The 20,343-nt window shown below is 62.7% G+C and carries 17 protein-coding genes; 6 read left to right on the top strand and 11 right to left on the bottom strand.

What is annotated here, in order from left to right:
- Positions 1-222 precede the first annotated feature (222 nt).
- Positions 223-852: a TetR family transcriptional regulator C-terminal domain-containing protein gene (locus tag F3H98_RS02325; protein WP_188130312.1), complete on the top strand. Its 630-nt coding sequence runs from the start codon at positions 223-225 to the stop codon at positions 850-852.
- Positions 853-1,001: 149 nt separating this feature from the next.
- Positions 1,002-1,310 (top strand): EthD family reductase, encoded by a 309-nt coding sequence (locus F3H98_RS02330; protein WP_149757845.1) that lies wholly within the window; start codon positions 1,002-1,004, stop codon positions 1,308-1,310.
- A 43-nt stretch (positions 1,311-1,353) separates the two neighbouring features.
- On the opposite strand, the gene preA is transcribed toward F3H98_RS02330, so the two are convergent.
- From preA to F3H98_RS02350, 4 genes are all read right to left on the bottom strand, one after another.
- Complete coding sequence (preA, locus tag F3H98_RS02335; RefSeq protein WP_149757847.1) at positions 1,354-2,667, bottom strand: NAD-dependent dihydropyrimidine dehydrogenase subunit PreA; 1,314 nt, start codon at positions 2,665-2,667, stop codon at positions 1,354-1,356.
- Positions 2,668-2,669: 2 nt separating this feature from the next.
- On the bottom strand, positions 2,670-4,037 hold the full coding sequence (locus tag F3H98_RS02340; RefSeq protein ID WP_149757849.1) for an NAD(P)-dependent oxidoreductase: 1,368 nt from the start codon (positions 4,035-4,037) through the stop codon (positions 2,670-2,672).
- Between the two features lie 725 nt (positions 4,038-4,762).
- Positions 4,763-5,440 (bottom strand): aspartate/glutamate racemase family protein, encoded by a 678-nt coding sequence (locus F3H98_RS02345; protein WP_149757851.1) that lies wholly within the window; start codon positions 5,438-5,440, stop codon positions 4,763-4,765.
- A 7-nt stretch (positions 5,441-5,447) separates the two neighbouring features.
- Positions 5,448-6,905, bottom strand: a complete 1,458-nt coding sequence (locus F3H98_RS02350; RefSeq protein WP_188130304.1) for an MFS transporter — start codon at positions 6,903-6,905, stop codon at positions 5,448-5,450.
- A gap of 204 nt (positions 6,906-7,109) precedes the next feature.
- On the opposite strand from F3H98_RS02350, the gene F3H98_RS02355 reads away from it, so the two are divergent.
- Positions 7,110-7,952: a MurR/RpiR family transcriptional regulator gene (locus F3H98_RS02355; protein ID WP_149757853.1), complete on the top strand. Its 843-nt coding sequence runs from the start codon at positions 7,110-7,112 to the stop codon at positions 7,950-7,952.
- 105 nt (positions 7,953-8,057) lie between these two features.
- On the top strand, positions 8,058-8,684 hold the full coding sequence (locus F3H98_RS02360; RefSeq protein WP_149757855.1) for a glutathione S-transferase family protein: 627 nt from the start codon (positions 8,058-8,060) through the stop codon (positions 8,682-8,684).
- Between the two features lie 27 nt (positions 8,685-8,711).
- Here the strand turns inward: F3H98_RS02360 and F3H98_RS02365 are convergent, their stop codons facing one another.
- Positions 8,712-9,596 (bottom strand): DMT family transporter, encoded by an 885-nt coding sequence (locus F3H98_RS02365; protein ID WP_149757857.1) that lies wholly within the window; start codon positions 9,594-9,596, stop codon positions 8,712-8,714.
- A gap of 133 nt (positions 9,597-9,729) precedes the next feature.
- Here F3H98_RS02365 and F3H98_RS02370 point away from each other — a divergent pair, with 133 nt between their 5' ends.
- Positions 9,730-10,170: an Lrp/AsnC family transcriptional regulator gene (locus F3H98_RS02370; protein ID WP_149757859.1), complete on the top strand. Its 441-nt coding sequence runs from the start codon at positions 9,730-9,732 to the stop codon at positions 10,168-10,170.
- Between the two features lie 15 nt (positions 10,171-10,185).
- Here F3H98_RS02370 and F3H98_RS02375 read toward each other — a convergent pair whose 3' ends face one another.
- The 3 genes from F3H98_RS02375 to F3H98_RS02385 form a co-directional block, all read right to left on the bottom strand.
- Entirely contained in the window at positions 10,186-12,612 is a 2,427-nt protein-coding gene (locus F3H98_RS02375; RefSeq protein WP_149757861.1) for a GcvT family protein, read from the bottom strand.
- Between the two features lie 128 nt (positions 12,613-12,740).
- The gene (locus F3H98_RS02380) at positions 12,741-13,085 is read right to left on the bottom strand and encodes a hypothetical protein (RefSeq protein WP_210249651.1); all 345 of its coding nucleotides are present in this window, start codon (positions 13,083-13,085) and stop codon (positions 12,741-12,743) included.
- Positions 13,086-13,214: 129 nt separating this feature from the next.
- Positions 13,215-14,753, bottom strand: coding sequence for a trimethylamine methyltransferase family protein (locus F3H98_RS02385; RefSeq protein WP_149757865.1), 1,539 nt, complete (start codon positions 14,751-14,753; stop codon positions 13,215-13,217).
- Positions 14,754-14,970: 217 nt separating this feature from the next.
- Between F3H98_RS02385 and F3H98_RS02390 the strand changes: the two genes are divergently transcribed.
- A complete protein-coding gene (locus F3H98_RS02390) occupies positions 14,971-15,558 on the top strand; it encodes a transglycosylase SLT domain-containing protein (protein ID WP_149757867.1) in 588 nt (195 codons plus the stop codon).
- A gap of 87 nt (positions 15,559-15,645) precedes the next feature.
- Here the strand turns inward: F3H98_RS02390 and F3H98_RS02395 are convergent, their stop codons facing one another.
- Genes F3H98_RS02395 through F3H98_RS02405 form a run of 3 tightly spaced genes read right to left on the bottom strand, consistent with a single transcriptional unit; the run spans position 15,646 to position 20,266 of the window.
- Positions 15,646-18,036: a dipeptide ABC transporter ATP-binding protein gene (locus F3H98_RS02395; protein ID WP_149757869.1), complete on the bottom strand. Its 2,391-nt coding sequence runs from the start codon at positions 18,034-18,036 to the stop codon at positions 15,646-15,648.
- 22 nt (positions 18,037-18,058) lie between these two features.
- Complete coding sequence (locus F3H98_RS02400; RefSeq protein ID WP_149757871.1) at positions 18,059-19,216, bottom strand: ABC transporter permease; 1,158 nt, start codon at positions 19,214-19,216, stop codon at positions 18,059-18,061.
- 12 nt (positions 19,217-19,228) lie between these two features.
- Entirely contained in the window at positions 19,229-20,266 is a 1,038-nt protein-coding gene (locus F3H98_RS02405) for an ABC transporter permease (RefSeq protein ID WP_149757873.1), read from the bottom strand.
- Positions 20,267-20,343: the final 77 nt, after the last annotated feature.

Below are 20,343 nucleotides of genomic sequence, written 5' to 3' on the forward strand. Positions count from 1 at the left end.
ACCCCTGATTTCGCCGCGGCCAACGCTTGGTCTTTGGAGCGTAATCGTGCTACGCAAATTTTTGACCGGTTGGACAAACGTTAGCACCGCCATGTCGGCGGTCAAGGGACTACTAGCGGAAATGCGGCATTCGAAGAGCGCTCCACAGGCCGGCAAAAACTGGTCCAGACAATTGGTCCAGAGGCTTTCCGCCAATGAAGGCTGGTGCGGCATATCATGAGCATGGAAGCAACCTCGCCGCGCCGCACCCGCATCCAGCAGGAAAAGCGGGAAGTCATCCTGGAAGCCGCCCTCGAAGTTTTTTCCGCCAACGGTTTCCGCGGCTCGACCATCGACCAGATCGCCGACGCCGCCGGCATGTCGAAACCCAACCTGCTCTATTATTTTCGCCGCAAGGAAGACATCCACGAGACGCTGATGCAGCGCCTGCTCGACACCTGGCTGGCGCCGCTGCGCGAGCTCGACGACATCGGCGACCCCATGACGGAGCTGCGCAGCTACATCAGGCGCAAGCTGGAGATGGCACGCGACTTTCCGCGCGAGAGCCGGCTCTTTGCCAACGAGATTCTGCAGGGCGCGCCGCGCATTATTTCCATGATCGAGGGCGAGCTGAAAAGCCTGGTCGACGAAAAGGCCGAGATCATGAATGGCTGGATGCGGGCCGGCAAGATCGCCAGGACCGACCCTTACCACCTGATCTTTTCGATCTGGGCTACGACGCAGCATTATGCCGATTTCGACGTCCAGGTTCGCGCCGTACTGGGACCGGACCGCGGCGGCGAAGGCCGTTTCGAGGATGCTGCCCGCTTCCTCGAACAATTGTTCGTCGAAGGATTGCGGCCGAAGGGCTGATCCAATCTGTCGCGGCGCGATCCGGCAAGCTTTCTAAGCTCCCAGGGACTTTGGTCCACCTGTTCATGAGATGCCTGATCCGCCATGTTGTCGCGCGGGCATCGGGAGAGACCGGCGCGCGCTGCGCCGCATGAGCCAGGGAGAGATCGATGGCCAGACTGATCGCATTGTACAGAACGCCCAAGGACCCGGCGGCTTTCGAGCGCTATTATTTTTCGACGCACGTGCCGCTTGCCCAGAAGATACCGGGGCTGCGAAAATACGACGTCAGCGACGGCAACGCGCTTGGCCCGGAAGGGCCGTCGAATTTCCACATGGTCGCGACGCTCTATTTCGACAGCCTCGACGCCATCAAGACGGCATTGAATTCGCCGGAAGGCCAGGCCGCGGCCGCCGATCTCGGCAAGTTCGCCGACGGCGGTGTCGAACTGATCTTCTTCGACACCAAGGACATCTGAACCGGACCCCAACCCTCCAGCGATAGCTGCCATGCGGCGGCGCTTATTCCGCCGCCGCCTTGGCCATCGGATTGTTGGGGTGCTGCGTCCAGTTGAAATAGACCGGAGACACCGGCTGGCCGGTGCGCTGGTCCATGACGCCTGCCGCCAGCGGCTCCATGGTGATGCAGTTTTCGACCGGGCAGACATTGACGCAGAGATTGCAGCCGACGCATTCGGCCTCGATCACCTCGAAATGCCTGACGCCATCGACCATGCTGGTGATCGCCTGGTGCGACGTGTCCTCGCAGGCGATGTGGCAACGGCCGCACTTGATGCAGGCATCCTGGTCGATACGCGCCTTGGCGACGTAGTTGAGGTTGAGATACTGCCAGTCGGTGACGTTGGGCGTGGCGCGGCCGACGATGTCGTCGAGCGAAGCATGGCCTTTGGCGTCCATCCAGTTTTTCAGGCCTTCGATCATTTCCTGCACGATCTTGAAGCCGTAGGTCATGGCCGCCGTGCAGACCTGCACATTGCCAGCGCCAAGCGCCATGAATTCGGCGGCGTCGCGCCAGGTGGTGATGCCGCCGATGCCGGAGATCGGCAGGCCGCGGGTTTCACTGTCGCGGGCGATCTCGGCCACCATGTTCATGGCGATCGGCTTCACTGCCGGGCCGCAATAGCCGCCATGCGAACCCTTGCCATCGATGGTCGGCATCGGCGCGAAGCTGTCGAGATCAACGCCTGTGATCGAGTTGATGGTGTTGATCAGAGACACGGCGTCAGTGCCGCCAGCGAAGGCCGCACGCGCCGGCTTGCGGATGTCGGTGATGTTGGGCGTGAGCTTGGTGATGACGGGCATGCGGGTGTTCTGCTTGCACCAGCGCACCACCATCTCGATGTATTCGGGCACCTGGCCGACCGCCGAGCCCATGCCACGTTCAGACATGCCATGCGGGCAGCCGAAATTCAGCTCGATGCCATCGGCCTCGGTTTCCTCGACCAACGGCAGGATCGCCTTCCAGCTTTCTTCGACACAAGGCACCATCAGCGAGACGACGATGGCGCGGTCGGGCCAGTCCTTCTTGACCTGCTTGATCTCGCGCAGGTTTAGGAACAGGTCGCGGTCGGTGATCAGCTCGATGTTGTTAAGGCCGAGGAGCCGCCGGTCCGCGCCCCAGATCGCGCCGTAGCGCGGCCCGTTCACGTTGACGACCGGCGGCCCCTCCTCCCCCAAAGTCTTCCATACAACGCCGCCCCAGCCAGCCTTGAAGGCGCGGATGACATTGTAGGCCTTGTCGGTCGGCGGCGCCGAGGCCAGCCAGAACGGGTTTGGAGATTTGATGCCGACGAAATTGTTGCGGATGTCTGCCATGCTCATGCCCTCCCGTTCGAGGTGAGTGCCCGGTGGATACTCTCCGCCGCGTCCCGGCCGGCGGCAACGGCCGCCACGGTCAGGTCCTCGCGGCTGTCGACGACGCAGTCGCCGCCGGCCCAGACTTTCGCCAGCGACGTGCGGCCCTCAGCATCGACCTTGATGCGGCCGGCTTCCATGGCGATGGACGCGCCGCTGCCATTGAGCGCGGCGGGTTCGAAACTCTGGCCGATCGCCTTGAACACCTGGTCGGCCTCCAGCCGCAGGGTCTTGCCGGTGCCCGCAAGCCTGTCGCCGTCGAGTGCCGTGTACTCCAGCTCGATTCCAGCGACCTTGCCGCCTTCGGTGACGACCTTTTTCGGCTGCATCCAGTGGCGGATGCTGACGCCCTTCGAGGTCGCCAGATCCTGCTCGAATTCGGAAGCGTTCATCTGCTCCTTGCCGCGCCGGTAGCAGATCGTCACCTCCTCGGCGCCAAGTAGCTTGGCCTGCACGCCGGCGTCGATGGCCGTCATGCCGCCGCCGATGACGACAACGCGGCGGCCGACTTCCAGCGCCGACAGGTCGCGCGCCTGGCGAAGCTCGGCGATGAACTCGACTGCGTTTTCGACGCCGTCGCTTTCCTCGCCTTCGGCACGCAATGCATTGACCCCGGCAAGGCCGAGGCCGAGAAACACCGCATCATAGCTTGCGGTCAGTTCGGAAAGCGCATAGTCGCGGCCGAGCGCCTTACCGTTGACAATCGAGATGCCGCCGATCGCGGTGACGTAATCGACTTCGGCCTGGGCGAAGTTGTCGACGCTCTTGTAGGCGGCGATGCCGTATTCGTTGAGGCCGCCGGATTTCGGCCTGGCTTCGAGCACGGTCACCTCATGGCCGTAGCGGGCGAGCCGGTGCGCCGCTGCAAGGCCGGCCGGACCGGCGCCGACTACGGCGATCTTCCTGCCGGTGGGCGTCGCGCGCTCGTAGAACTGCTTGTTCTGGCCCATGGCGACATCGGTGGCGTAGCGCTGCAGGCGGCCGATCTGCACCGGCTTGCCCTCGGCGACCTCGCGCACGCAGACTTCCTCGCAAAGCGTTTCGGTCGGGCAGACGCGGGCGCACATGCCGCCGAGGATATTCTGGTCGAAGATGGTCTTGGCCGACCCCAGCGGATTGCCGGTGGAAATCTGGCGGATGAACAGCGGGATATCGATGGAGGTCGGGCAGGCCTGCATGCACGGCGCATCGTAGCAGAAATAGCAGCGGTCGGACTCGACCAGCGCCTCGTGGTGATCGAGCGGTGGATGCAGATCGGAGAAATTGTCGGCGTATTTTTCCGGCGAAAGCCGGGCGGCTGCGATGCCTTCCTTGAACAGACCTTCGGCCATCTTCGAAGTTCCCCATTCTTATGGTTTTGACGAAGGCTAGCACAGTTTATTTTTTTATCAATCGGTCAAATTTTGACATAAGACGTTGTTTCGGCAAGATAATATGAGTTGTTTAGTCATGTTTATTTGGAACGAGCGTCTCCATCACCACGCCCGGATTTTCATCCGTCTGGCCATTGCATGGAAGAAGTCGGGAAGCGGGGCGCTGGGTCAGCACCTCGTAAGTAAGTAATCTGGCGCCTTCCCAGCGCCCCGCCGGCGATTTTCGGCCATCCCATCTCCCAACATCGGACCTTCCGGTATGCACCGGTGGTTTCTACGTGTCAGCGCCAGATCATACCGCGCCTGGTTCCCGTCAACGCGGGAAATCGTAGAGACTCTGGGACAGCCCTCCGTCTCCACGGCCACGTTAGCCGCTTGCCCGAAGCGCCGGTTCCTCCCCGCAAACCACCGTCATGATCGGCGTTCCCGCAGGAGAAACTGCCGATGAGTATGCGGCAGCGGCAAAGGGGTGTGGATAAAAGAAAAACAAAGACTGCTGACAGATGCTGACAATGGGCTTGGCTGGACTGGCGGGCTGGTTGGTTCTGCACCGCTTTCGTACTGCCGACCTGTCTCGGCATGGATTCCCGACACTCTCCGCTCGTTCCTCGCTCACGAGGTCGGGAATGACGCGTATATTCAGCACCGTTCCAAACCCGCAGACGTCGCGGCAGTGAGAATTCTCACACTGCCTGAGGCACGCGCGCAGCTTCGCCGATGAGACCGATGATCCGCTCGACCGCCGAGGGGATTGGCCCAAGCACCGGCTTGTAGAAGCGCAACCGGAGCGCTTCGGCGGCCTGCCCGAGGGGGCCGCCGCCGATGATCACCGCTTCCGCACCGTCCAGCGTGATGCAGTCGCCGACCGCGCCGGCAAGCGCCTCGGTAAGAAGCGCCCGATCCGCGGCAAGCGCGACCGGGTCGCCCTCTGTGCAGCGGATGCCCGTATAGAGATGGGCAAGCCCCAGATCATGCGCTCGCTGGCCGATCGCCTCAATAAGGTCCGGCGTGGAAGTCGCCACGCCGAACCTGCGCCCGCCCTCCGAGGCCTCGATCATCGAGGCCTCGCAGATGCCGACCACCGGAATGGCCACCTTGCGGCGAAGTTCGGCAAGGCCGGGATCGCCGAAGGCGCTGACGATAATTCCCGCACAATCCCGGCCATGCGCGGTTCCAAGCTCGACCACCTCGGCGGCGGATGCCGTCAGCTGCTCGGGCATGACGATCATGCTCGGGGCACGACGCGCGGTCACGGTTTCCAACTCCAGCCTACCGTCCAACGCCGTCAGCGCGATGGCGTGCATCATGTCGCTCGTGGCCTGCGAACTGTTGGGATTGATCAACAGTATGTGCGCGGTCATGCTCGGTTCAAGCTCCTGCTTTTGCGGGTTGCATCGCCAGGTTCTCGCTGCTTGCGACGACATCCGCCGGCTGCGTGAGGTCTTCCATGGACATGCCGTAGGTTTCGGGCCCGAGGCGGATGCAGACAGCGAAGACCGCATACATGGCGGCCGCCAGGCCGAACACGCCCGTCATGCCATAGGCATCAAACAGCGCGCCGGAGATGGTCGGCACGAACGAGCCTGCCGCCGAACCGGTGGCCAGGATGAAGGCCACGCCGAAGGCGCGGATGCGCGTCGGGAACAGTTCGGGCGCGTAGATCCAGATCGAGGTGTTGAGCAACAGCACGAAGAATTGGAAGAGCGCGCCGAAGAACAGCACCAGGTAGATGGTGGTGCCGAGATACATGATGGAGAGGGCGGCCAGGCACGCGCAGATCGCACCGGCGGTCAGCACCTTCTTGCGCGGGAAGTAGTAGCCGAACATGGAGGCCGCAATCGCGCCCAGGACGCTGCCGCTCTGGATGATCATGCTGTAGAGCAGGCTGCCCTGCAACGTATGGCCCATCGACATGAAGATGATGGGCATCAAGGTCAGCACGGATAGCTGCGCGCCATAGCTCATCAGGATGGCGATCGACACCGGGATAATGCGGCCGAGGAACGGCGCGCGGAAGAGTTCCTTCCAGCCGCCCTTGGCGGCCGGCGCGTCCGTCGTCTGGTCCTTCGTCAGATGCTCGCGCACCACGAGGTTGCGCGGCCGGAGCGAACCGGCTTCCAGCACCGACAGCACCTTGTTCGCCTCGTCGATACGACCTTGCGAGGCGAGGAACCGCGGCGTCTCCGGCACAAAGCGGCGGTAGAAGACAACGAGAAGGGCCGGCAGGGCCAGCGAGGCGAACAGCCAGCGCCAGCTATCTTCGCCCGGAAACAGGCTGAAGATCATCAAGCCGTAGACCGGCGCCAGGAAGTTGCCGAAGCCGCCCGCGCCGACATTGACGAGGCCCGCGGCCGTGCCGCGGAATTTCGGCGAGCAGAATTCCGACAGCATGGTGACGGCCGTGGAAATCTCGCCGCCGACGCCGAAGCCGACGATCGCCCGCGCAATGCACAGGAACATAAAGTCGGGTGCAAGCGCACATGCCGCCGAACCGAGGGAGAACAGAAGCAGGTTGACGCTGAGCATGACGCGGCGGCCGTAGCGGTCGCCCAGAATGCCCGAAAGCAGCCGGCCGATGGCCGCGCTGCCGAAGGTGATCGTATTCAAGAAGCCGATATCCGTGCCGGTCAGGCCCCAATGCTCCTTCAGGAGCGGCCCCGACACGCCGATCGTGTTCTGCTCGAAACTGTCGAACAGGCAGCCGATCAGCACGAGCGCGATGATCTGCTTGTGCGCCCCGGTCACTCCGATGCGGGTGAGCGCAGATTCCAATTGCCTGATGACCGGAGATGACCTGCCGGACTGAACCATTCCTTCTGCTGCCATAGTCTCCTCCTCTTGGCATCAGTGTGAAAATCAATTTTCTTATGATACATTCATGAAATGCTGTTTTCAAGCGAAACTTCAAACAGCCCGCAGCGGAATACAATTCAGATTGAAACGGGTATTCCGCTTTAGTTGTTTTGCTTTGCCGCATTCTTGCGAAGTCCGGCAAGTCCGCTACAAGCTTGGTTCGTGAGGGAGGGTCAGATGGGGCCTACGGATCGTTCGTTCTTGTTCCGGGTCAGGGATGCCCTCGACGACCTGCACCCTGCCGAGCGGCGGCTTGGTGAATTCGTCTGCGATTTTCCGGGCGAGCTGGCGAGCTATTCCGCCTCGGAATTGGCCAAGCTCGCCCAGGTATCGAACGCCACGGTCACTCGGTTTGTGCGGCGGCTCGGCTACGAGAGCTACGAGGAGGCGCGCCGGCACGCGCGCGACGAAAGGCAGACCGGTTCCCGCCTGTTCCTGGCGACCTCCACCGATGCGGCCGGCGCCCAGTCGGTCGCAGCCCACGTCGCCCAGGGCATCGCCAATCTCGAAGGCACTTTTGCGACGATAACCGACGCCCAGGTGGACGCGATCGCCGATGCGGTCCTCGAAGCGCGCAAGACCTGGGTACTCGGCTTTCGCAGCAGCCACCCCCTTGCCGACTACCTGCAATGGCAGATGACGCAGGTCACGGAAAACATCGTCGCCATTCCCGGTGCGGGACAGACGCTGGGCGAACATCTGGCGAGCGTAACCGACCGCGACGTGGCGATCGTCTTCGGCCTGCGCCGGCGGGTCGCGCAGATGGAAACGATCCTCTCGGCCATCGAGAAGATCGGCGCGAAACTTCTTTATCTCACAGACGAAGGCGTCCCCCACCGATCGACGGCGACCTGGCACTTCCGCTGCCAGACGCTGGCGCCCGGCCCGCTGTTCAACCACGTCTCGGTGATGGCGATCTGCCACCTGATCACGACCCGCGCTATTGAGCGGGCAGGTGCTGCCGGCCGCACGCGCCTGCGCGGCATAGAGCGGTTCGGCGATGCGCTCGAAGAACTGTAGGCGCCCCTCCGCCTGCCGGTTGGCCAACTGCAAGGCTGGACAAACGGCTTGAGGTTGCCTGGCTTGCACCCGCCGTGACAATCTCCCCTCGCTGGAGCACATCTCATGATCCTGATCGGCCAATATGACTCGCCATTCGTGCGCCGCGTCGGCGTCGCGCTGACGCTTTACGGCCTGCCGTTTGAACAGCGGCCATGGTCGTCATTCGGCGACGCCGAAAAACTGCGCGCGTATAATCCGTTGACGCGGGTGCCGACCCTGGTGCTGGACAATGGCGACGTGCTGATCGAGAGCCATGCCATTCTCGATTATCTCGACAGCCTGGTGCCGGCCGAGCGCGCCATGTTCCCGAAGGACGAACCGGCGCGGTATCGGGCGCTGAAGGTTGCAGCGCTTGCCACGGGCCTGGCCGACAAGGCGGTGATCCTGTTTTACGAAAAACGGCTGCACCAGACGGTGTCGGATCTCTGGGTCCAGCGCTGCCGGACGCAGATTTCCGAGGTTCTCGCAGCACTTGAAGCCGACCGCGCCGGGCGGCCCGGCGACTATTGGTTCGGCGACCGCATCGGCCATGCCGACATCGCGGTGGCGGCGGCGTTGCGCTTCATCGGCGAGGTCCACGCCGGGCTGGTTTCGATGGACGCATTTCCCGCCCTTCGCGACCATGCCGCACGGCTGGAGGCGATGCCGGTGTTCCATGAGATCAGCCAGCCGTTCATCGCCCCGGCCTGAAGCGCGACCGACAGGGAGCCATCTTACTTACGCGACGGCCTTCGTGCGCCACAACGACCAGCCGAGATTCATGCCGGCGGCGGCGATCAGGATGGCTGCCGCGCCGACCAGTTGGGCCGGCTGCAGCCGGTGGCCGAAGGCCACGAAGTCGACCAGGATGGCGACGACGGGATAGATGAACGACAGCGAGCCTTGCAGGTGCGTCGGCAGTTTGTGGATCGCGCCATACATCAGGATATACATCACCCCGGTATGGACGATCCCGATGATGGCAAGCATCGCCCAGGTGCGGGCCTCGGTCGGCAGGTGCGAGAGATTGGCGAACGGCGCCAGCATCAGGATGCCGACCGAAACCTGGATGAGCGCGATGAGGTGCGGCGGGGTGCCGGCGAGTTTCTTGGCGACAATCGCCGCGACCGCCCAGAAGAAGGCGGCGCCCAGCGCCATCAAGATGCCGCCGAAATAATCCGTGCCGACCGCCCCCGTGCTCGGCTTGCCCTGGACGATCAGCAGCATGCCGGCAAACGCGATGGCCAGCCATGTCAGCTTTCGCACCGTCAGCCGCTCGGAGAAGAACAGCGCACCGAAGCCGACGAGGATGAAGGGCTGGGTGTTGTAGACGGCGGTGGCGATGGAAATGGATGCACGGCCGTAGGCGCCAAAAAGCAGCAGCCAGTTGACGACGATTGCCACACCGCCAAGCGCGGCAAAGGCGAGAACCCGCGGCGACAGGAGACCGCGCAGCAGCCCGAGCGATGCGCAGACGACCAGCAGCGTCGCCGCGCCGAAAACGCAGCGCCAGAACACCACGTCCATGACCGGCTGCCCGGACATCACCACGAACCAGCCGATGGTTCCCGAAATCACCATTGCAGCGGTCATCTCGACGGTACCGCGATTTATGTCGGACATGAAAAACCCCTGCGCTGCGGATGGCCCTGAGAATCCACCATTGCGGTGGGAAATTACAGCGATACGAGAAGGCAGATTGCGAAAATGACTTAATTATGTAAGGTTGTTGGCGTAGAATTTTGGAGAAAGTGAAGTGCTGGACGAAATCGACCAAAGCATCCTCGGAATCCTTGCCCGGGATTCGCGGATTTCGCTGAAGGACCTTGGCCAGCAGGTGGCCCTCTCCTCGCCAGCAGTTTCGGAGCGGCTGCGGCGACTGGAGGAGCGCGGCGTCATCCGCGCCTTCACTGTCGAGATCGATCCGGCAGCGCTCGGCTATACCCTGCAGGCGATCGTCCGCATCAGGCCACTGCCCGGCAAGCTGCACATCGTGCAGAAGCTGCTGGAGGATACGCCGGAATTCTGCGAATGCGACAAGGTGACGGGCGAGGACTGTTATGTCGCGCGGTTGTTCTTGCGCTCGATCGACGACCTCGACGTCATCATCGACCGCATCGCCGACAAGGCCGAGACCAACACGTCGATCGTCAAGGCGCAGCCGATAAGGCGCCGCCCGCCGCCTTTTACCGTCTGACCAGCCGACGAGGCTTCACCCCCGCAGGCGCTGCTGGTTGCCGTCGAACAGCGGCGCAGGCTGCATGCGCGCGGCGTGGCGCTTGCCCAGAAGCTCGATCTCGAACCCGTCGCTCTCGTCGGCGATGTCTTTTGGCACGTAGCCCATGGCGACCGAGGCCCTGGCGTGATGCGCGTAGCCGCCGGAGGTGACCCAGCCGCGGACTGCGCCATCGAACCAGATCGGCTCGTCGCCGATCACATCGGCATCCTCTGCCTCGACGATGAAGGCGCGCAGGCGCAGTTTGCCGCCGGATGAGCGCTCCGCTAGCGCGGCTTTCTTGCCGATGAAATCCGCCGGCTTGCCATAGGCGACGAAGCGGTCGAGCCCGGCTTCCAGCGGCCCGTAGATCGGCCGGTATTCGCGCGCCCAGGAGCCATAGTTCTTTTCGAGCCTGAGCGCGTTGAGGGCGCGTGTTCCGAACAGGCCGATGCCGAATTCCCTGCCTACCTCCATCAGGGCGTGGAAGACCGAGCGCTGGTATTCGGGAGCAATCCACATTTCGTAGCCGAGATCGCCGGTATAGCTCACGCGGCCGACCAGGCATGGCGCCATGCCGATGTCGAGTTTCCTGACGTCCATGAATTTGAAAGCGGCGGCCGAGACATCGGTGCGGGTAACTTTTTCCAGCAGTTTTCGCGCCTCGGGCCCGGCAATGGAGAGGCCGGTCAGCCTCTGGCCGAGTGCTTCGACCTTGACCGAGCCGTCGGCTGGCAGGTGTTGTTCGAACCAGCGCATGTGATACTGCTCGGCGACGCCGGATCCGGCGATGAACCAGCCTTCGCTGCCGAGGTTGGCGAGTGAAAAATCGCCGATCAGTTTTCCATCTTCCTTCAACATCGGCGCGAGCGTCATGCGGCCAGGCTGCGGCAGCTTGCAGGCGAGCATCCGGTCCAGCCATGCCTCGGCGCCGGCGCCGGTCACCTTGTATTTGGCGAAGTTGGAGATTTCCGACAGGCCGACGCGCTGGCGCACGGTTTTTACCTCGGCGGCGACCGAGGAAAAATCTGTGGAACGGCGCCAGGAGAACTCGTCCTTGACACCGTCCGGCGCAAACCACAGCGGCACCTCCAAACCATAGGAAACGCCCCATTGCGCGCCCTTGGCGGCGAGCAGGTCGTAGACCGGCGTGGTCTTAAGCGGCCGCCCAGCCGGCAACTCCTCATTGGGGAAGCGGATGGAGAACCGGCGCGAATAGTTTTCGCGGACCTTGGCGTTGGTGTAGGCCATCGAAGCCCAGTCGCCGTAACGCGACACGTCCATGGCCCAGATGTCGGCGCCGGGATCGCCATGCAACATCCAATTGGACAGCGCCAGCCCGACGCCGCCGCCCTGGCTGAAGCCGGCCATGACACCGCAGGCCACCCAGAAGCCGGGAAGGCCGCGCACCGGCCCGACCAGCGGATTGCCGTCGGGCGCGAAGGTGAAGGGGCCATTGATGATCTGCTTGATGCCGGTGTTCTGGAATGCCGGGAAATGGCGGAAGCCGACCTCCAGCGAAGGTGCGATGCGGTCGATGTCGGGCTCCAGCAATTCATGGCCGAAGTTCCACGGCGTCTCGAATTCGGACCACGGCTTGTTGGCCTTTTCGTAGGTGCCCATCAGCATGCCGCCGCGCTCCTGGCGCAAGTAGAGCTCGCCATCAAAATCGACGGCGTGGATGATCTCGGTGCCGGTCTTCCTGTTCCAGTCGGCGACCTCCGGCATATCCTCGGTGATCAGGTACATATGCTCCATGGCGAGCACCGGCAGCTCCAGCCCGACCATGCGGCCGACCTCGCGCGCCCACAGGCCACCGGCGTTGACGACGTGCTCGGCAATCACGTCGCCCTTGTTGGTGATGACGCGCCAGAGGCCGTCGGGCCGCCGCACAATGTCCTCGACCTTGGTGAAGCGCTCGACCTGCGCTCCCAGTTTACGCGCCGCCTTGGCATAGGCATGGGTGACGCCGGAAGGATCGAGATGGCCGTCCTCGGAATTGCGGACAGCGCCGACAAACTGCTTCGGGTCGATGAGCGGCATCAGCTCGGCCGCTTCCTTCGCTGAGATCTCTTCAAGGTCCAGGCCGAGATATCGGCCCTTGGCGACGACGCCGCGCAGCCAGTCCATGCGGGCTTCAGTCGCCGCGAGAAGCACGCCGCCAGTGACATGCACCCCGGTCGCTTGGCCGGAAAGCTCCTCGATCTCCTTGTAAAGCTCGATAGTGTATTTCTGCAGCTTGGCAACGTTGGGGTCGCCGTTGATGGTGTGCATACCGCCGGCTGCATGCCAGGTCGAGCCAGAGGTCAACTCGTCGCGCTCCAGAAGCACCACATCGCTCCAGCCGGCGCGCGCCAGATGAAACAGCACAGAGGCGCCGACCACACCGCCACCGATGACCACGACCTTTGCATGCGACTTCATGATTTTCTCTACGGTTTCAATGGATTGGAGAGGTTTCGGGAATCTTTGCGGGAGGGCGTTGAATCAGATCCTCAGCCGTTGCCCGGCGAGCAAGCGCAATTTGTGAACCTGGAATTGCTGGTCGAGCATCAGATCGAGAACAGGATCAGGCCGAAGAGCAGGACAAAGACTGCGTCGATTGCGATGGCCACGCCGGCTCTTTGCGAAAGGTAACGGCGACCTTGCGCCAGGACGAGCGCGATGAAGGCAAGTTTGCTGGCGCCGGCAAACAGCAGGATGGGCACCGTGTGCGAGGAAGAAATTCCGCCATAGATCAGCGCGATGCCGACGAGCGTGATCAGCACACCCCAATTGCGGACCACGATCTCGGCCAACGGCCCCTCGATGGCCTCTCCGAACATGGACTGCAGGGCGGCCCTTGGCGCAAACACCGCCTGAACCATCGACGCCGTGATCAAGCCACTTGCGATCATGATCCATCCAGAAAAGCGCACGATCAATTCCATCAGGCAAATCCCCCCACCGGCAAGAGCCAGCCCGCTCGCCCATCGTTAGCACATCTTCCGTGTGGAGGCGCGGCATCGCGGCTGCAGGCAAAAAAATCACGGCTCGCCCTGCCCTATCTCTTCGCGACGCTTTGCCATGTAGGCTTCGAGTTCCTCGCGGACCGCCAGGTCCATCGCGGGCTCGACATATTCCTCCAGCGCCTTCTTCCAGAGGCGCGTCGCGCGCGCCGTGGCGTCGAGACCGCCGGCTTCAGCCCAAGCTTCGTAATTCTGCCAGTTGGAGAGCAGCGGCTGGTAGAAGGCGGTCGCATAACGCTCCAGCGTGTGCGGCTCGCCGAAGAAATGACCGCCTGTCGGCACCCGGCCGAGCGCGTCGAGCGCGAGTTCCCCTTCGTTGACATCAATGGGGCGCAAAAACTCCATCATGTGCTGGATCATCTCGACATCGATGATGAATTTTTCGAACGAGGCGGTGAGCCCGCCCTCCTGCCACCCGGCGGCGTGGTAGACGAGATTGCCGTGGCCGAGGATGGCGCCCCACAGAGCCATCATGGTCTCCCATGCCCCTTGTGCGTCGGCGGCGTTGGAGGCGGAACCAGGCGTGGTGCGGTAGGGAAGAGAATAGCGCCGCGCCAACTGGCCCGAAGCGACATTGGCCTTGGTGTTTTCCGGCGTGCCGAAGGCGGGCGCGCCCGACTTCATATCGACATTGGAGGTGAAGGCGCCATACATCACCGGCGCGCCCGGCCGCACCAGCTGCGTCAGCACCACCCCGAACAGCGCCTCTGCATTCTGCTGGGCGAGCGCGCCGGCGAGCGTCACCGGGCTCATCGCGCCCATCAGGGTGAACGGCGTGACGGCAACCGACTGGCCGAACTCCGCCATGGTCATCAGGCCCTCCGCCATCATGTCGTCGAAACGGCGCGGCGAGTTGACCGAGATGATGGTGGTGACACCGGGATCTTCGGCAAGCTGATCGAGCGTCAGCCCGCGGGAAATGGCCATCATGGAAATTCCGTCGAGCGCCCTGCCCCGGCCGATGGCCGAAACGTGGAATGCCTTGTCTGTGAGTGTCAGGTTGGCGAAATAGGTGTCGAGATGACGCGAGTTGGCCGGCAGCTCGATCGGCGCGCAGACCTGGTTGCCGATCATGTGGATGCAGTTGAAATGCTGCGCCAGGCGCACGAGATCGGCATAGTCCCGCAGATTGCCGGCGCGGCGGCCGCGCTCCATGTCGTGCACGTTGGGCGGTCCGGCGACCAGGGTGAAGTTGATCCGGTTGCCGCCGAGATGGATTGTTCTTGCCGGATTGCGCGGGGTCAGCGTGTAGGAAGACGGCGTGGTCTTCAGCGCCTCGGCAACGAGACCGCGGTCGATGCGGACGTTCTGGGTCGCATGGTCGACCTCAGCGCCGGCCTTCTCGAACAGCGAAAGCGCGCGCGGGCTCATCACCTCGATGCCGAAGTTTTCGAGGATATGCATGGAGGCTTCGTGGATCGCCTCCACCTGGTCGGCGGACAGAAGCTGCATGGGCGGATAGGGATTTTCGACGCACCGCAGCGGCAATTGCGGGATGGCGGCCGGGCCTCGGTGGCTGGTCCGCTCGGCGCCGCGTCTTCTTCTTGGCTCGCTCATGGTTGGCATCAAAGCCCGCGCCGGCACGCCAGGCTGTCGGAAATCCGTCATCTGCGGGCGGGATTTTAGCTGAAGCGGCATTTTCGATGCAGTAGATGCCAATAAAACGACATCTCGGGTCGAATTATTGTTACTTCGCCGCATCGCCTCAATCGCGCCCGATTGGTTAAGGGTGCAGGCAAGATTCCTTTTATGATTTTCGCCTAATGCTCACCGGATGCGTGGGGCAAGTTTTAATAAAATTATACCGGTTGCGGGACTTCTGGCATTGTCTGCCTGTGCGACACCGCCAAGCCGCATCAACGATATCTGCGCTGTTTTCGACCAGAACGACGGCTGGCTGAACAACTGGCAAAGTGCTGCGAAAAAGGCCGAGCGGCGCCATGGCGTGCCGGTTCCGGTGCTGATGGCGACGGTGCGCAAGGAATCGGGCTTCAAGGCGCACGCCAAACCGCCGCGCACCAAGCTGTTCGGTTTCATCCCGTGGAAGCGCCAGTCGAGCGCCTATGGTTATTCGCAGGCGCTGGACGGAACCTGGGCGCAATACCAGCGCGAGGCCGGAGCGTTTGGCGCAAGGCGCAGCAACTTTGCGGACGCCGTGGATTTCGTCGGCTGGTACCACGCCAAGACCGCCGATACCTATGGGGTGGCGAAGAACGATACCTACCGGCTTTATATGGCCTATTATCTCGGCTGGACCGGTTTCAAGCGCGGCAACTGGAGCGCCAGCGTACAGGGTTATGCGCGCGACACCGACCAGATGGCGCGCAGGTATGCCGCGCAGCTCAGGCAATGCGGATCGTAGGGCACGGGATTTCTGCGCCGAGCGCAGCAACAAGCGCCCTTACATCTTCTCGTTGTCGCCCGTCATGAATAAAAACAAGACCCCGCGTCAGCTTTTCGGCTTCTTGCCTTTGCCTTTACCGAAAGGCGACGGCGCCTTGGCGTCGTCGGACTGGCTGCCCCAGCCCACCTGAACCTGCCTGCTCTTCGGCTTGCGGGCAGCGCCCTCGCTGCGGCCGAGACGCGCCTGGCCGTCAGCCTCTTCCGGCTCGTCCGCGTCGTCGGAGAGATCGACAGAACCTGTCTTGCCGTGCGGCCGCTCGGGCGACTTGCCGACAAAACCCGGACCCGATCCGCGCGGTGCATCCTCGGGCATGCCTTCGTGGGCTGCGTGTTCCTTGTCGAAGGAAATCACCGGCTCCATCGTCGCCAACTGTTCGTCATCCAGCCAGCACAGGCTCCTGTGCCCGTTGCCCAGATCCTTCAGCGGCGGCACCTGGGTTTCGCATTTGTTGCCGGGCACAAACTTCTTCCAACGGCAGCGGGTCTGGAACGGGCAGCCGCTCGGCGGGTTCATCGCCGAAGGAATGTCGCCTTCCAGCACGATGTGTTTCTTGACCACCGACGTATCAGCGATGGGGATCGCCGACAGAAGCGCCTCGGTATAGGGGTGATAGGGCGGCGAGAATATCTGGTCGGTCGTGCCCTGCTCGACGATGTAGCCGAGATACATGACGACGACGCGGTCGGCGATGTAGCGCACCACCGAGAGATCATGGCTGATGAACAGCATCGTCATCTTGGATTCGCGCTGGATATCCATCAGCAGCTCGGTCACCGCCGCCTGAACCGAAACGTCGAGTGCCGAAACCGGCTCGTCGGCCACCACCACCTTGGCGTGGCCGGCGAAGGCGCGCGCCACGCCGATGCGCTGCTTCTGGCCGCCTGACAGCTGGCGCGGCTTGCGGATCGCAAATGCGCGCGGCAGCTTCACCAGGTCGAGCAGTTCCAGCATCTTCTGCTGTCGTTCCGCCGGCGTGTTGCCGACCTTGAATTTCTCCAGCGTGCGGATGATCTGCGAGCCGACGGTGTGGCTCGGATTGAGGGTGTCGAACGGGTTCTGGAACACCATCTGGATCGACGAGATGGTGTCGACGTCGCGCTTTTCGATCGGCGTCGACTGGATCTCGGAATTGCCGAGCGTCACCGTGCCGGCGGACGCCGTTTCGAGGCCGAGCAGCACCTTGGCGAGCGTGGACTTGCCGCAGCCGGATTCGCCGACGATCGCCACCGTCTCGGATTCGCGGGCCTCGAAACTGATCGTCTCGTTGGCCTTGACGACGCGGCCTTCGCTGCCGCCGAAAATCTCGTTGGCCGAAACCTTGTAGTATTTCCTGAGGTCGTCGATCTTCAGCACCGGCGCACCGGGCGTGATCGGCGGCTTTTTCTTCTTGGCGCCTTCCGGCAATGCGGCCCAGTCGACCTCATCGAAACGCACGCAGCGGCTTGCATGATTGTCATGCCCGACCACCGGGATCATCGGGATTTCGTCGGCATCGCAGACGCCCTTGACGAAATGCTGACAACGGGGCCCGAAATTGCAGCCCTTCGGCCGCTCGTGCGGCAGCGGCAACTGGCCAGGGATCGAGATCAGCGGCCGCGAGTTCTTGTCGGCCCCCGGCAGCGGGATCGAGCGAAACAACCCTTGCGTATAGGGATGGCGCATGCGGTCGAAGACGTCCTTGACGGTGCCGGTCTCAACCGCCTCGCCGGAATACATCACCGTGATGCGGTCGCAGGTCTCGAGGATCAGGCCGAGATTATGCGAAACGAAGATCATCGAGGTGCCGAACTGTTTCCCCAGTCCCTTGACCAGTTCGACGATACCGGCCTCGACGGTAACGTCGAGCGCGGTGGTCGGCTCGTCGAGCAGAAGCAGCGCCGGCTTCGACAGAAGCGCCATGGCAATGACGATACGCTGCTGCTGGCCGCCGGAAAGCTGGTGCGGATAGGAACGCATCATGCGCTCGGGGTCTGGCAGCTTCACAGCGCGCACCATCTCCAGCGAGCGCTTGTAGGCCTCTTCCTTGGAGACCTTTTCGTGGATAAGCGGCACTTCCATCAGTTGCTGGCCGATCTTCAGCGCCGGATTGAGGCTGGCCATCGGCTCCTGATAGATCATTGCGATCTTGTTGCCGCGGATCTGGCGAAGCTCCTCTTCGGACATGTCGCCCATGTCCTTGCCCTGGAACTTTATCCGGCCACCGACGATCTTTCCGACATTCGACAGGTCGCGCATGATGCCGAGCGACACGGTCGACTTGCCGCAGCCGCTTTCACCGACGATGCCCATCGCCTCGCCCGGCATGACGGTGCAGGAAAAATCCATCACCGCCGGGATCTCGCCGCGCCTTGTGAAGAAGGAAATCGACAGGTTCTCGATTTCGAGGATCGGTTGAGCGCCGGTGCTGATGTTCGTGGCTTTGACGGCTTCGTTCATCGGTTCGCCTTCCGGGATTATTCTAGTCTTTCATCGATTGTTCGCGAAGCGCGTCGGCCAGAAGGTTGAGGCCGAGCACGAAAGACATCAGCGCGATGGTCGGCGGCAATGCCGGGTGGATGAAGGAACGCAGCAGGCGGCTGGCGTCCTTGATCGCTGTGCCCCAATCGGGGCTTTCCGGCGCGAGACCCAGGCCGAAATAGCCGAGAGTGCCGAGCAGGATGGTGGTGTAGCCGATGCGCAGGCAGGCATCGACGATGAGCGGACCGCGCGCGTTGGGCAGGATTTCCCACAGCATGATGTACCACGGCGTCTCGCCACGGGTCTGCGCCGCCGCCACGTAGTCGCGTGTCTTGATGTCCATGACGAGGCCCCGCACGATGCGGAACACGCCAGGCGACGACGCGAAGACGACAGCCACGAAGATGTTGAGCTGGTTGGGATCGATGTGGACGATGCCGAGCGGATCGGCATCGAAGACGAGGCCGGCATAGATCCAGCCGCCGACGATCAGCGTGATCGCCATAAGCGGGTAGAGACGTTCCGGCCGGTTCTTGTAGCGGGTGTAGAACAGCGTCGCGAAGAAGATGATCGGAAACAGGAAGAACAGGCCGGCGAGCCCGTAAGGGATTGGGGTATCCATGATGCCCGGCGTCACCAGCAGGTAGAACAAAAGGATGACCGGGAAGGCCAGCACCAGATTGGCCAGGAACGACAGGATGGTGTCGACGCGGCCGCCGTAGTAGCCGGCCGGAAGACCGAGCGTGATGCCGACCATCAGCGCAAACGCGGTCGCCGCGGGTGCGATGATCAGCACGATCTGGCTGCCGAACACCATGCGGCTGAACACGTCGCGCGACAGCTTGTCTCCGCCGAACAGATAGACGCCAGCACCATCCGGCGCAACGGCGCCCGGAAGCGCATCCTTCATGACCGGAATCTGGGCGAGTGGGTCAAACGGTGCGATCGTCGAGGAGAAGATCGCCGTGAACAGCCAGAAAAAACAGATCGCCACGCCGGCGATGCCGACGCCGCTGTCGAACAGGTGACCGTAGAGGCCAAGTTGCTTGCGGTAGAAGAAGCTTGCACCGAGAACGATCGCCAACCCAAGCCAGACAGGCCAGAAACGGACGAGAACGCCGATGATGATCTGAAACGGACCGATGAATTCAAGCTGCATCCGGCATTTCCCCTACTGAACCCTGATGCGTGGATTGAGATATGCGTAGCCGATGTCCGAAATGAGCTGCGTCGACAGCACCACGAACACCGAGACCAGCGAGCAGCCGAGCAAAAGGTCGATGTCGTTGTTGCTGGCGGCCTCGACCAGCGTGAAGCCGAAACCCTGGTAGCGGAACATCGTCTCGACGATGACGACGCCGGTGAGAAGCCACGGGAACTGCAGCATGATGACGGTGAACGGCGCGATCAGCGCGTTGCGCAGCGCGTGCTTGACGACGACATTGCCGAAGCTCAGCCCCTTGAGGCGCGCGGTGCGGATATATTGCTGCGTCATCACCTCGACCATCGAGGCGCGCGTCATGCGGGCGATGTATCCGATGCCGTAGATCGCCATGGTCATCACCGGCAGCGTGAAATTGTAGAAGGTGATGCCCTGTCCGGTGGCGCTGGCCGCCGAGCCGTTGAGCCAGCCCAGCCAGGTGGCGAAGACGACGGTGAAGATGACGCCCGAAACATATTCCGGCGTGGCCGTTGTGGTGATCGACGCCACGGAGAGCGACCGGTCGGTCCGCGATCCCTCGCGCATGCCGGCCAGAATGCCGACCAGAAGCGAGATCGGCACCATGGTGACCATCACCCAGAACATCAGCTTGCCGGTGGCGCCCAGCGCCGGGAACAGCTTGGCCGAGACCCTGGTCTTGAACTTGGTCGAGCAGCCGAAATCACCCTGCAGGATGCCGCCGTAATAAGGTTCCGCCGGTTCGTTGCAGAAGCTGAAACGCTGCACCGCCTTGCCGGTGGCAGGGTCGATGTTGGGCTGTTTCTGAACGACGCCGAGCCACTGGCCGTAACGGACGAAGAAGTTCTGCCGGTAGCCGTTCTTGACCAGCCAGCTCTCGATCTGCTCGGGCGGGCTGCGCATGTCTAGCTGACTGATGGCGAGCTTCTTGAGGTTGGGCTCGAGGTTGATCATGAAAAACACGACAAGGGTCAGGCACAGCATCGTCAATGCCATGGTTCCAAGCCGTCTGATGATGAATGCGAACATTGCACCCCCTGCCATTCGGGTTGGGGTCAGCGTCCAGGCCTCTTGCCCGGCAACCCTTTAAGGAACGGGAAGGAACG

The sequence above is a fragment of the Neomesorhizobium albiziae genome (genome assembly GCF_900114255.1).
Taxonomy (GTDB): Bacteria; Pseudomonadota; Alphaproteobacteria; order Rhizobiales; family Rhizobiaceae; genus Neomesorhizobium; species Neomesorhizobium albiziae.